Genomic DNA, 11,157 nt, shown 5'->3' with positions numbered 1-11,157 from the left:
GCAGGATTTTCTCCACAATTGACCATTCTTTAGCGCCTTTTGGCTAGTCCTGCGCGCGACATGCGGCGTTTGTGCGTGTGCCTACGGAGACAAATGACGTGGCAAAAACCCTTCCTATCCTGTTGCTGTTCGGCATTCTTGCGATCAGCGCGCTGCTCGATTTTCCAGCCGGTTTTTACGATGGATATGACGAACCGATGGGCCGAGGGACCCGCATTCTCGGCTCCGTAGTTGCAGTGGGTACAGGGCCGTTCGGACAGTTTGGCGGGGCAGCGCTTTTTGCGCTGATCGGGCTGGGACTTTCGCTGTTTGTCTTCGTGCGAGATGCGAAAGCCAGCGCCGCCGCCGAACCACAAAGCGATCCCCTTCTCCCGACTTCGGTCGATGCAGTGCGCCGCCGCCCGCTGGTTAGAGCGGCTGACAACGGCGCAACGCAAGAAAACAATGCACCGGTCGTCAGCGCGTTTGCCGCCGGTGCCGCTGCGGCCGTCGCTGGGTTAGCATCAGGATCGAAAATCAAACCGGCAACGCCTTCGCAGTCGGATGAACTCGACATGATTTCAGCGATCATCGAGGCTAACATGCCGCCCCCGCCATCGGGCGAGCCGCTGCCGCCTGTATTGGACAACGCGCGCAAGAAAACCATCCTGTTCCGCCAGTCGCTTCCCGGCGGGCCGGAGGACGGCCTGTCCTATTATGGCGGTAAGCCCTTTGGCCCCACGGATTTCGTCTGGCCGCGCGGACGTGGCAGCGAAGGTCCGCCGCTCACTTTTGTCATGCAGTGGGATTGCGCCCAGCTTGCTCCGCTCGATGCGACCGGCCTGATGCCGAAAGACGGCGTGCTCTACTGCTTCCTCAATCTCGACTGGGGCAACCACGAGGATTTCATCGAGGGCCACCATTTTGTGCATCATGCCGGGCCGACCGATGGCTGGGCACCGGTCGAACCGCCCGAGGATCTCGGCCCGCTGTTCGGCAAAGAAGGCGCATGGCAGATCGCCTACACGACGAACAATGTGGACGACGCCGACCGCTATGTCCCGCGCCTGATGCCCCGCTTCCCCTTCACTCCGGTTGCCATCGATTACCCCATGCCGGAACTCGATCCGGAAGAAGCCGACCGCCTGTTCTGGGCGGAAAAATGGATCGCCGACGCGCAGTTCGCCGCGCAGCATCCCGGCGCGCAGGATGGTCCGGTTCGCGATATTGACGCGCCACATGCCGAATTTGGCCGCCCCTTCGCTGCCTTCCCGCACGATTTCGGCGCGATCCGGATCTTGGCGGCGAGCATGCTTAAGGAGACCCGACCCGGCAAACGCTTCAACACCTACCTCTTCAAGGATCTGTCCGAGGAGGAAAAGAAGGCGAAATTGGACGCGTGGTATGAAGAGGCAAAGGAGCTCTACCTCTTCGCCTGCAGTTATCCGATTGGCGGAAAGGTGCCGCAAGACCTCGCCGACCAAGTCTGGGAATGGCAGGATGAGCGCAAGGATTTCATCCGTCTCGGGTTCGACAAGACGGTCGAGACCTGCGTCGATCTCAGCCTCGGCGTCAGCAGCGAAGGCCTCTCTTCCGTTCCGCAGGAGTGGGTCGACAAGGCGATGGAACGCCATGTCTTCGCCAGCGACTACATGCATGACGAATATCACGACGCGGCCAAGCACGGGACGCGAGACGATTGGATGAAGATGAAGGAGGCAGGCAAGCTAGAGCGTGTTCGCACCATCCACGCGCCCACGCCCAACCACATGTTCGGCCCGCCCAGCTTCGTGCAGGGCTATGTCGAGGAATATCTCGACACCCACGTCCTGCTGCTGGAGCTGACCGGCTATGACGGGCCGGAGCACCATTTCGGCGAAGGCGTGCTGCAATATCTGATTACGCCGGAGGACCTGGAAGCAGGCCGGTTCGACAAGGTGGTTTCTGTGCTGAGCGGGTACTAAGCGGCGATCAGGAGCCCTTCCAGCTGCGCCGTTCTTCGCCTGCTTTCAGCACTTCGTAGGCGACCTGGATCTTCTGGAATTCCTTGGCCGCTTCCTCGTCATTCGGCTTCACATCGGGGTGGACGGATTTCGCCTTCACCCGGAACGCACGTTTGATCGTTTCGAAGTCGGTGTCGGGTTCCAGCTCCAGCACTTCCAGTGCGATCAGCTCGTCGGCTGACCATGTCCCATCGCCGCTGCCGGCCCAGCCGTAATGCGATGCCTCGGTATAGGCATTGGCGTCGCGCTGCTCGGTCCGCTTGCGCTCGGCGGCCTGTTCCTTGTCCAGACCTTCGAAATAGTCCCAGCCCTTGTTGTATTCCGCCGCGTGCTTCTGGCAGAAATACCACCGGTCGGGGCTGTTGGGAGATTTGGGCGCGGGGCACAGGCCCGCCTCGCTGCATCCATGCCGGTCGCATTCGCGCTGGGCCACAGTTTCGCGGCTCGACCCATAGGGGCGCCAGCGGGGAAAACCCCAGTCATTGGAGCGGCCACCCTTAGCCAAGGGCCGTCTCGTATGCTGTTGGTCGGGAAATCATTGCGTCCGATCTAGGAGAATTTGCCTTTCGTGGGAACCCATGGGAACCAGTTGCAAGTTGAAATGTTGCATTGCAACGATACGTTCACTGATGGGCGCTATCGCGACGATCGAAATCAAGCCCAACACCAGTGATGGCGAGAAGCCCATTATGAGTAAGCAATTGTCCGTTTCTGCCTTCGCCAGCATCGCCGCCATGGCGCTGTTCGCGCTGACATCGGGCATTGGTGCGCCTGCCCCGAACAGCGCGCCAGCGGGCATGGTCTTTCCCGCCCCGACCATTCTGGTCGACTGAACGAAAAAGGCCCCGCCGCAATGGCAGGGCCTTTCCGCTGTCCTCAATCTTGTGACCGGTGATCAGTTCACCACAATCGTCACCGCGCGGCGGTTCTGCGCCCATGCTTCCGGTGTCGATGCCAGTGCCGAGGGGCGTTCCTCGCCATAGCTGACAGTCGAGACGCGGCTCGCCGCGATGCCGAGCGATGTCAGGTAATTCTTCGCCGCATTCGCGCGCCGCTCACCCAGTGCGAGGTTGTATTCGCGTGTCCCGCGTTCGTCGGCATGGCCTTCGATCGTGACGGTTACGCTGGGATACTGGCTCAGATACTGCGCCTGCGTCTGCAGGGCGGCGGCATCGGCGCTGTCGATATTGTAGCGGTCGGTGTCGAAGAAGATGATGTTCTGGCCGTTCACGCCGGCAACGAAATGCTCGTTGGTGCCCACACCGGGTACAGCGGGACCGGTATCGACAGACCCGCCACCCGTATTCGGATTGACCGGCGGCGGCGGCAGATCTTCGGGGGCCTGCTTCGCACACGCGCCAAGCGCGAGCGATCCGGCAAGCAGGAAGGCGGAGGCAGTTCGCAGTGTCATAGATAGCTCCTCACTTTAACAAACGTCTATTACGCGACCTTCTTGGGACTGTGCGCATTATCCTCGCGCCTGTTCCATTTTGGGCTTCGCGGCCCCTTTCAAAGAACGCACTCAGGGCAGGATGGGTCCCCATGCCGGGTCGGAGGCGTTCACGGGGGTCGGCAAACGGCGCTCGTTCTCGCCGGTCAGATCGACCTGGTAGATCGAGGTTTTACCCGAATTGCGCTCTGTCCGGAAGAACTGGATAATCCGGCCATTGGGCGACCATGTCGGGGCTTCGTCCTGCCACGCATTGGTCAGCTTGCGGAAATTGCGGCCATTGGGGCTCATCACCGCAATGTTGAAGTCGCCCGGGATGTAAGTGAACGCGATCTGGTCGCCGCGCGGGCTCCATTCCGGCGTGGCCGCCCGGCCGCCGAAGAAAGACAGGCGGCGCTGATCGGTGCCGTTGGCGTCCATCACATAAATCTGCTGGCTGCCAGAACGGTCGCTTTCGAACACGATCCGGCTGCCATCGGGGGAATAGGACCCGCCGATATCAATGCCGGGAGCATCGGTCAGCCGCACACTCGGCCCGCCGCTGCTGGAGACGCGGTAAATGTCCGTGTTGCCGTTCACCGCCATGGAATACAGGATCCAGCGGCCATCGGGCGACCAGCGCGGCGCGAAGGTCGGATTGCTGCTCTGCGTCACCAATTGCTGGCGGCCTGAATCGATGTCGTAAATGTAGATCCGCGGATTGCCATCGACATAGCTGAGATAGAGCAACTGCCGGTAATTGGGCGAATATTTGGGCGTCAGCGCGGTGGAGCTGCCCAGCGTCAGGAAGCGGTGATTGGCTCCGTCGCTGTCCATCACCGCCAGCCGCTTGACGCGGTTCCCCTTGGGGCCGGTCTCCGCAATGTAGGCGATGCGGCTGTCGAAGAACGGATCCTCGCCGGTCAGGCGCGAATAGACGAGGTCGGAGCATTTGTGCGCCGCGCGCCGCCAGTCACCCGGCTGCACGATCCAGCCGGAGCGATCCAGTTCGTCCCGCAGCGCCATGTCATAAAGATAGCAACCGACCACCAGCCGCCCGTCCGGCTGCGCGCGCACATAACCGTGGACCAGCATTTCGGCGCCGCGGTTTTCCCAAGTCGACCACGCCGGATCGGTGATTTGCGCATAGGTCGGACGCGGCAGAGCGTCAGGGCCGGTCGGCTCGAACAATCCGTTATTGCGCAGATTCGCAGTGATGACGCGGGCCAGCTCCACACCCAAAGCCGCCGTGCCGCCGGAATTGGCCGCCGTCGGCACATCGCGGTCGGCGGCGAAGGCGGGAATCGCAATGCCCAGATCGTCCCAGCTCGATTCGTCGGTGACGCTGCCCGAGAGGCCGCCTCCGGTATCGGCGCCTGTATCGCCGTCCGCATCATCACCCTCGATGGAGATATCTTCCACCGCTGCCTGAGAGACAGGGGCAGGCTGCGCAAGGTCCTGCGCGATTGCGGGCGCACCCAGCACAAGCAAAGGAGCAAAGAGGAGAGCAATCTTCATCGGTTCAGAGCCTTCTGTCGAAGCGCCAATCGCTTATGCGTTTCCATTGATCGTAGAATTCGTCGGGCAGGTTGAAAGGCGCAGCCAATTGTACCGCCCGGATGGCAACCTCGGCATGGCGACCGGCCTGCGCACGGTTGGCGTCGGTAATGCCCAATTGGCGCACCACGCGGGGCCGCCCGCGCAGCGATCCATCGGAATTGAGTTCCCATGTCAGCACCGTCACCAATTGCTCCGCATCAAGTCCCTGGGGCACTTTGCCCTGCCAATGCGGTTTCAGCTGCCGATTGATGGCCGACACAAGCGCAGAGCGCTCGGACGCCCCAAAAGTGCGAGCGGGCGTTCTGGTTTCCGTGCTGGTCGTGCTGGTGCCAGCGCCCGGCAGGAAGTCGCTGCCAATGCGGCTACCGCCTGTGCGGGCAGGTGCCTGCGTCGGGCGCGGGCGCGGTGCGGCGGCGCGGGTGGGCGCTGGCGCGGGACGCGAGGCGCGGGTCGGGCGCGGTCTGGGGGCCTCAGTGCGCGCCGGACGAGGCCTTGGCTGCGCGCGCGGCGGAGATGGCGTCTGCACAGTTGGCGTGGTGGGCCGGGTCAATTCCGGCAGAGCGGTGGGCACAGGCGGTGCCGGACGATCCGCCAGGGTCGGGGCCTGGGCAGCCCGGCTGACCGGAACCGGGTTAGGCGCGGTGGAGGTCATGCCGACCTCTTCGGCCAAATTGACCACCACGCGCTCTGGCTCCGGCGGCGGCGTGCGTTCTTCGGGCTGCAGCAGCAACACGGCAATCAGGGCCGCATGCAGCACCCCTGCCCCGATCAGCGCTCCGGCTTCGTCACCGCGCAGAGGAAAGGAAGAGGCAGATGTACCCATGTGTAAACTGCTATGGCTGCTCGACTGAACCGTTGGTGACCAGCGAAATGGAGTTGAAGCCGGCGCGGTTCAGCTCTCCCATCACGCCCATCACCAGCCCGTAATCGAGCGTGCGGTCGGCGCGCAGTGTCACTTCCGGGCGGTCACCCTCCACGCCCAGCGCCGCCAGAGCATTGGCAAAGGTTCCAGGCACCAGCGGGTCTTCATCGAGATAGATCGTCCCGTCGGGCAGGATCGACACAGTCACCTGCTCGCTTTCCTGCGGCAGGGCATTGGCCCGGCTGTCCGGCAGATCGACCGGCACACCGGCGGTCAGCAGCGGCGCGGTGACCATGAAAATAATCAGCAGAACCAACATGACATCGACGAACGGCGTCACGTTGATTTCGGACATCGGCGCACGGCGCGAATTGCGGCCGCGGCGGCTTGATTGCAGACCCATAGCCATCAGCGTGTTCCCGCTTGGCTGCGGCTGAGATTATTGGCGCTCACAGAGGCACAGAGGCACAGAGAAGTTGCGTCTGCGGCGAAGCCGCCATCAAATTGCGACAGAAGCGAGCGAAGAAAGGTTTGGCGGTTTGGAGCCGCCTGTCGGCGGAGAGACACCCCCTCTGTGCCTCTGTGCCTCTGTGAGCGCAAAAACACCCCCATCACACCCGCTCCAGCTCGCGGCTGAGATTGGCGTGGAACCGGTCTGCGAAGCGCTGCAACCGCGCCTCGAACGTATTCACCGAGCCCGAGAAGCGGTTGTAGGCAATCACTGCGGGAATGGCCGCGAACAGGCCGATGGCGGTGGCGAATAGAGCCTCGGAAATACCCGGCGCGACCACGGCGAGCGAGGAGCTTTCCTGCGCGCCGATCTGGAAGAAGCTGTTCATGATGCCCCAAACCGTGCCGAACAGCCCTACAAACGGCGCAACCGAACCGGTTGTCGCCAGAAAGCCGAGCCGGTCCGCCAGATCATCGGCCTCGGTCGCCACCTGGCTTTCCATCGCGCTGGCGATCCGCTGGCGCGCGCCGTCACGGTCTTTGAGGCCGCCCTTGGTCGAGCGTTTCCATTCCAGCATCGCCGCGCTGGCCACCCGCGCGCTGGGGATGTCCTTGCCCTTATTGCCCCTCATCACGCTGTCGAAATCGTCGGCCTTCCAGAACTCGGCCTCGAATTTTTTCGAGCGGCGGCGGGCACCGGCGATGCGCAGGCCGAAACTGATGATGATCATCCAGCTCCAGACAGAGGCCAGCAGCAGTCCGACCATAACGGCCTGCACCACGATATCCGCGTCCAGAAACAGCTCCAGCGGGTCCAGCCGGGTTGGCGCGGCAGCAACACCGGAAGCAGTGGCGGCGAGAAGATTCATCAGGGGTTTTCCTCGGTCAAAACTGTGTGGAAGGCATCGCGCCAGTGCTGGGGCTGGCGGCGCGGTCGGCCATCGGAGGCAACGAAGCCGATGCGCAGCTGCGCCGTGCACAGCGCTTCGTCGCCGCGCATGGCGCGCTGGTTCATCTTTACCGACGCTGCCTTGATATCGGTGCAGCGCGTTTCGATCACGATATCATCGTCGAGCTTCGCCGGGCGCAGATATTTGAGCGCCACATCGGCCACAGCATACGCGCCTTCACCTTGCTCGATCGCCGCCCGCTGGTCGATTTCCAGCAAACGCAGCACATCGGACCGCGCCCGTTCGAACCAGCGCAGATAATTTGCGTGATAGGTGATGCCGGACAGGTCCGTGTCCTCGTAATAGACGCGCACCGCATAAAGGTGGAGCGGACCGTCGAAGAGGCCGCCGGGGGGATGCGGTTGAATGCTCATTGTGTGACGTCACTCTTTAGCGGAGCGCGTGGCAGACAGGCAATCGAAACCGACCAAGCGACTCTCGCTTGCGACGAAACCGGTGAAGTGATGCTAACCTCAGGGGCTAACCCCGGCGCATTATCATCGGCCCCAGAGGCTGTCCGCCAAAGATATGGACATGCAGATGCGGCACTTCCTGCCCGCCATGCGCGCCGATATTGGCCATCAGGCGATATCCCGGCTCGACCAGCCCCTTGGCCCGCGCGACATGGCCCACTGCGCGAATGAAACCGCCGATCTCTTCATCGGGGGCATTGGCGCTGAAATCGTCCCAGCTGACATAGCACCCCTTGGGGATCACTAGAGTGTGTATCTCGGCCTGCGGATTGATATCCTCGAACGCTAAGGCCCATTCGTCCTCATACACCTTGGTCGAGGGGATTTCCCCGCGCAGGATTTTGGCGAAGATGTTTTCGTCATCATAAGGCTGCGTGGCGTCGATCGGCATTATGCGCTCCTTCCCGCTTTTTCCTCCAGGCCCGACAGGCCCTCGCGCCGGTCCAGCTCTGCCAGCACATCGGCAAAGGGAATATCGCAATCGGCCAGCAGGACCATCAGGTGGAAGAGAACATCGGCGCTTTCACCCACCAGTTCGGCTTTATCGCCGGACAGGCCCGCGACTACCGCTTCGACCGCTTCCTCACCAAGCTTGCGCGCCATCACCGGGCGGCCGCGTGCGGTCAGCTGCGCGACATAGCTGCTGTCAGGGTCCGCGCTGCGCCGTGCAGCGATGGTTTTTTCAAGTCGGTTGAGCGTATCCATGACGCACGGCCATGAAGGTGCAGGCCGGTTTGCGTCAAGCGGGCAGAGTTATTCTTCGCCGTCGGCTTCGCTGTCCGCGCGGCGCCTCGCAACCTGCCGGCCGATAATCAGTCCGGCCAGTCCGATGCCGAACAGCGCCAGATTCGACGGCTCCGGCACGGCGGTGCCCCCGTTTGCATATGCCGGTGCCGACCACGCGATGGCGGTCGTAAGAAGCGGTAGGGCCAGTTTCATGGCCGCAGAAAAACGCGCTTTTGCGTTAATAAGCAATCGCGGCGGAGGCGGCGTCCCGCAATGGAACCGGACACATCAATTTACATAACGGGTTTGCGCACCGGAAAACCCGCCTTGCCGAGTGCCTGATGGGCTTCGGAAATGGTATATTCGCCAAAATGGAAGATCGACGCGGCAAGGACCGCGCTGGCCCCGCCCTTCGATACGCCCTCCACCAGATGGTCGAGCGTGCCGACCCCGCCGCTGGCGATGACCGGAATATCGACCGAATCCACAATCCGCCGGGTGAGATCGAGATCGTAGCCCGCTTTGGTGCCGTCGCCATCCATCGACGTGACCAGCAATTCGCCTGCGCCAAGTTCTGCGAGGCGGCGCGCATGTTGGAGCGCATCCACACCGGTAGCCTTGCGTCCGCCATGGGTAAAGATTTCCCATTGGCCGGGAGCAGTGCGCCGCGCATCGACACTGGCGACCACGCATTGGCTGCCCATCCGCTCGGCAATGTCCGCGACCAGTTCGGGGCGCTTGACCGCTGCGCTGTTCACCGCGACCTTGTCCGCGCCCGCCAAGAGAAGCGCCCGCGCATCCTCCACGCTCGCCACCCCGCCGCCGACAGTCAGTGGCATGAAGCACACCTTCGCCGTGCGCCGGACCATGTCGAGTAGCGTCCCGCGCCCTTCATGCGTGGCCGAGATATCAAGAAAGCACAGCTCGTCAGCCCCCGCCGCATCATAGGCCTGCGCCTGCTCCACCGGGTCGCCGGCGTCCTTCAGATCGACAAAGTTCACGCCCTTCACCACGCGGCCATCGGCCACATCGAGGCAGGGAATGACGCGGATGCGGACGGTCATTGGACAGGAGCCTCAATTGTGACTGTGCACGTCCCGCCCGGGCAATCCTCGCCCAACAGGAATGTGATGAGCGTATAGGGCACAAAAACGGAAACAATAAACGCGCCCGTCATCGCGAAAGGCACGCCGTAGGGCGACCACGCAGCGGGCACGAAGCGCACCACGAGCAGCGCCAGAACCAGAAACACCACCCCGTTGATCAGCGCGATTTCCACCGTGCCGATGGTCACTCCGGCAAGAAACGTCAGGACAAAGAAGAGGAAACCCATCAGGCGCATGGCTCAGGCCCTCGCCGCCATCGCCAGTGCTGTCGCCAGATCGAGCCGTCCGTCATAGATTGCGCGGCCCGTAATCACGCCTTCGATACCGTGATGCGCCTGCAGGGTCAGCATGTGGATATCGTCCAGCCCCTTCACCCCGCCGCTGGCGATTACCGGCAGGTCGCTCTGCTGCGCGAGATCGACGGTGGCGTCGATATTGCAGCCAGTCAGCATTCCGTCGCGCCCGACATCGGTGAACAGCAGGCTGGCAACGCCCGCATCCTCGAACCTGCGGGCCATATCGCGCACGGGCACATCGGAGACTTCCGCCCAGCCCTCGGTCGCGACCATCCCGTCCCGCGCATCGACCGCAACCACGATGCCGCCCGCATATTCGCGCGCCATGTCCTTGACGAATTGCGGGTCCTTGAGCGCAGCGGTGCCGATCACTAGGCGGGACACGCCCAGATTGAACCAGCCATCCACGGCCGTCCGTTCGCGGATGCCGCCCCCCAGTTGCACATGGCCGGGAAACTGCGCGACAATCGCTTCGACCGCTTCGCGGTTGCGGCTCTCGCCCGCGAACGCGCCGTCCAGATCGACCACGTGGAGATGCTCCGCGCCCGCTTCTGCAAACAGCATGGCCTGCGCGGCGGGATCGTCGCCATAGACCGTTGCGCGGTCCATATCGCCCTCGGCCAGCCGCACGACTTCGCCGTTTTTCAAATCGATTGCGGGGAAGACGATCATGCCAAATTCCTCAAGGTCGCCACTCCAGAAAACGCGAGAGAAGGTCGAGCCCGTATTTCTGGCTCTTTTCGGGATGGAACTGCACGCCCAGCGCCGTGCCTTCCTGTATCGCGGCGACGACAGGCCCGCCATGATCCGTCACCGCGCGCACGCTATCGGGCGTCTGCGCGGATTCGAAGGCGTAAGAATGCAGGAAATACGCCTCCCCCGGCTCAATCAGCGACCCTGCGCCGACCGGCTCCACGGTGTTCCAGCCCATATGCGGCACTTTGACGTACTCCGAAGCGGTGAGAGGTTTCACGCTGCCGGACACCCATCCGAGCCCTTTGAATGTGCCGTGCTCCAACCCGTATTCGGCCATCAATTGCATGCCGACACAGATGCCGAGAAAAGGCACTGCATCGCGAAACACACGCGTATCCAGCGTTTCAGCCATCCCCTCAATTGCCGTCAGCCCATCAATGCACGCCTTGAACGAGCCGACACCGGGCAGGACTATTCTGCTCGCGGAAGCGACTACCGCAATATCCGCAGTCACCACCACATCCGCGCCCACTGCCCGCAATGCGTTCTCGACCGAATGAAGGTTGCCCGCGCCGTAATCAATCAGCGCAACTTCTTGTCCGGAGGCCATCTACGATTGCCTCCGTC

Annotated in this window: 16 protein-coding genes; 2 read left to right on the top strand and 14 right to left on the bottom strand. The window is 62.7% G+C overall.

The annotated features are described in order from the left end of the window. Positions 1-98: 98 nt before the first annotated feature. On the top strand, positions 99-1,943 hold the full coding sequence (locus tag ACFCW2_RS08900) for a DUF1963 domain-containing protein (protein WP_379545758.1): 1,845 nt from the start codon (positions 99-101) through the stop codon (positions 1,941-1,943). Between the two features lie 7 nt (positions 1,944-1,950). On the opposite strand, the gene ACFCW2_RS08895 is transcribed toward ACFCW2_RS08900, so the two are convergent. After that, positions 1,951-2,487, bottom strand: a complete 537-nt coding sequence (locus ACFCW2_RS08895) for a J domain-containing protein (RefSeq protein WP_379545756.1) — start codon at positions 2,485-2,487, stop codon at positions 1,951-1,953. A 124-nt stretch (positions 2,488-2,611) separates the two neighbouring features. Here ACFCW2_RS08895 and ACFCW2_RS08890 point away from each other — a divergent pair, with 124 nt between their 5' ends. Continuing rightward, positions 2,612-2,815, top strand: a complete 204-nt coding sequence (locus ACFCW2_RS08890) for a hypothetical protein (RefSeq protein ID WP_379545754.1) — start codon at positions 2,612-2,614, stop codon at positions 2,813-2,815. Between the two features lie 62 nt (positions 2,816-2,877). Here the strand turns inward: ACFCW2_RS08890 and pal are convergent, their stop codons facing one another. The 13 genes from pal to hisH all read right to left on the bottom strand — a co-directional run bounded on the left by pal (position 2,878) and on the right by hisH (position 11,140). Then, positions 2,878-3,393, bottom strand: coding sequence for a peptidoglycan-associated lipoprotein Pal (gene pal, locus ACFCW2_RS08885; RefSeq protein WP_379545753.1), 516 nt, complete (start codon positions 3,391-3,393; stop codon positions 2,878-2,880). 111 nt (positions 3,394-3,504) lie between these two features. Further along, positions 3,505-4,929: a Tol-Pal system beta propeller repeat protein TolB gene (gene tolB / locus ACFCW2_RS08880; RefSeq protein WP_379545752.1), complete on the bottom strand. Its 1,425-nt coding sequence runs from the start codon at positions 4,927-4,929 to the stop codon at positions 3,505-3,507. A 4-nt stretch (positions 4,930-4,933) separates the two neighbouring features. Further along, on the bottom strand, positions 4,934-5,794 hold the full coding sequence (locus ACFCW2_RS08875) for an energy transducer TonB (RefSeq protein WP_379545750.1): 861 nt from the start codon (positions 5,792-5,794) through the stop codon (positions 4,934-4,936). Positions 5,795-5,804: 10 nt separating this feature from the next. Then, a complete protein-coding gene (locus ACFCW2_RS08870; protein WP_379545749.1) occupies positions 5,805-6,242 on the bottom strand; it encodes an ExbD/TolR family protein in 438 nt (145 codons plus the stop codon). Positions 6,243-6,444: 202 nt separating this feature from the next. Further along, positions 6,445-7,152 carry a protein TolQ gene (gene tolQ / locus ACFCW2_RS08865; protein WP_379545748.1) on the bottom strand — a complete coding sequence of 236 codons (708 nt, stop codon included), beginning with the start codon at positions 7,150-7,152 and terminating at the stop codon, positions 6,445-6,447. After that, the gene (locus ACFCW2_RS08860) at positions 7,152-7,607 is read right to left on the bottom strand and encodes a YbgC/FadM family acyl-CoA thioesterase (protein WP_379545747.1); all 456 of its coding nucleotides are present in this window, start codon (positions 7,605-7,607) and stop codon (positions 7,152-7,154) included. Before ACFCW2_RS08860 ends, tolQ begins: the two co-directional genes overlap by 1 nt. 106 nt (positions 7,608-7,713) lie before the next feature. Further along, positions 7,714-8,097: a histidine triad nucleotide-binding protein gene (locus ACFCW2_RS08855; RefSeq protein WP_379545746.1), complete on the bottom strand. Its 384-nt coding sequence runs from the start codon at positions 8,095-8,097 to the stop codon at positions 7,714-7,716. Beyond that, on the bottom strand, positions 8,097-8,411 hold the full coding sequence (locus tag ACFCW2_RS08850; protein WP_379545744.1) for a phosphoribosyl-ATP diphosphatase: 315 nt from the start codon (positions 8,409-8,411) through the stop codon (positions 8,097-8,099). The genes ACFCW2_RS08855 and ACFCW2_RS08850 overlap by 1 nt, the downstream gene beginning before the upstream one ends. Positions 8,412-8,459: 48 nt before the next feature. Further along, positions 8,460-8,645 (bottom strand): PEP-CTERM sorting domain-containing protein, encoded by a 186-nt coding sequence (locus tag ACFCW2_RS08845; RefSeq protein ID WP_379545743.1) that lies wholly within the window; start codon positions 8,643-8,645, stop codon positions 8,460-8,462. A gap of 80 nt (positions 8,646-8,725) precedes the next feature. Continuing rightward, positions 8,726-9,496 carry an imidazole glycerol phosphate synthase subunit HisF gene (gene hisF, locus ACFCW2_RS08840; protein ID WP_379545742.1) on the bottom strand — a complete coding sequence of 257 codons (771 nt, stop codon included), beginning with the start codon at positions 9,494-9,496 and terminating at the stop codon, positions 8,726-8,728. Continuing rightward, positions 9,493-9,765, bottom strand: a complete 273-nt coding sequence (locus tag ACFCW2_RS08835) for a hypothetical protein (RefSeq protein WP_379545741.1) — start codon at positions 9,763-9,765, stop codon at positions 9,493-9,495. Before ACFCW2_RS08835 ends, hisF begins: the two co-directional genes overlap by 4 nt. Before the next feature lie 12 nt (positions 9,766-9,777). Continuing rightward, entirely contained in the window at positions 9,778-10,506 is a 729-nt protein-coding gene (gene hisA / locus ACFCW2_RS08830) for a 1-(5-phosphoribosyl)-5-[(5-phosphoribosylamino)methylideneamino]imidazole-4-carboxamide isomerase (protein ID WP_379545739.1), read from the bottom strand. Positions 10,507-10,516: 10 nt separating this feature from the next. After that, complete coding sequence (gene hisH, locus ACFCW2_RS08825) at positions 10,517-11,140, bottom strand: imidazole glycerol phosphate synthase subunit HisH (RefSeq protein WP_379545738.1); 624 nt, start codon at positions 11,138-11,140, stop codon at positions 10,517-10,519. Positions 11,141-11,157: the final 17 nt, after the last annotated feature.

The organism is Qipengyuania algicola (assembly GCF_042492175.1).
Taxonomy (GTDB): Bacteria; Pseudomonadota; Alphaproteobacteria; order Sphingomonadales; family Sphingomonadaceae; genus CAJXSN01.
Note: the sequence above shows the minus strand (reverse complement) of the source record. Positions and strands in the feature narration are given on the sequence as shown.

What these genes read in the sequence shown, in the direction of transcription:
- ACFCW2_RS08890 (WP_379545754.1), top strand. Translation starts at nt 2,612, where the DNA reads ATGGGCGCTATCGCGACGATCGAAATCAAGCCCAACACCAGTGATGGC.
- ACFCW2_RS08855 (WP_379545746.1), bottom strand. Translation starts at nt 8,097, where the DNA reads ATGCCGATCGACGCCACGCAGCCTTATGATGACGAAAACATCTTCGCC.
- ACFCW2_RS08875 (WP_379545750.1), bottom strand. Translation starts at nt 5,794, where the DNA reads ATGGGTACATCTGCCTCTTCCTTTCCTCTGCGCGGTGACGAAGCCGGA.
- hisF (WP_379545742.1), bottom strand. Translation starts at nt 9,496, where the DNA reads ATGACCGTCCGCATCCGCGTCATTCCCTGCCTCGATGTGGCCGATGGC.
- ACFCW2_RS08850 (WP_379545744.1), bottom strand. Translation starts at nt 8,411, where the DNA reads ATGGATACGCTCAACCGACTTGAAAAAACCATCGCTGCACGGCGCAGC.
- ACFCW2_RS08870 (WP_379545749.1), bottom strand. Translation starts at nt 6,242, where the DNA reads ATGGCTATGGGTCTGCAATCAAGCCGCCGCGGCCGCAATTCGCGCCGT.
- ACFCW2_RS08835 (WP_379545741.1), bottom strand. Translation starts at nt 9,765, where the DNA reads ATGGGTTTCCTCTTCTTTGTCCTGACGTTTCTTGCCGGAGTGACCATC.
- pal (WP_379545753.1), bottom strand. Translation starts at nt 3,393, where the DNA reads ATGACACTGCGAACTGCCTCCGCCTTCCTGCTTGCCGGATCGCTCGCG.
- hisH (WP_379545738.1), bottom strand. Translation starts at nt 11,140, where the DNA reads ATGGCCTCCGGACAAGAAGTTGCGCTGATTGATTACGGCGCGGGCAAC.
- tolB (WP_379545752.1), bottom strand. Translation starts at nt 4,929, where the DNA reads ATGAAGATTGCTCTCCTCTTTGCTCCTTTGCTTGTGCTGGGTGCGCCC.
- hisA (WP_379545739.1), bottom strand. Translation starts at nt 10,506, where the DNA reads ATGATCGTCTTCCCCGCAATCGATTTGAAAAACGGCGAAGTCGTGCGG.
- ACFCW2_RS08845 (WP_379545743.1), bottom strand. Translation starts at nt 8,645, where the DNA reads ATGAAACTGGCCCTACCGCTTCTTACGACCGCCATCGCGTGGTCGGCA.
- tolQ (WP_379545748.1), bottom strand. Translation starts at nt 7,152, where the DNA reads ATGAATCTTCTCGCCGCCACTGCTTCCGGTGTTGCTGCCGCGCCAACC.
- ACFCW2_RS08860 (WP_379545747.1), bottom strand. Translation starts at nt 7,607, where the DNA reads ATGAGCATTCAACCGCATCCCCCCGGCGGCCTCTTCGACGGTCCGCTC.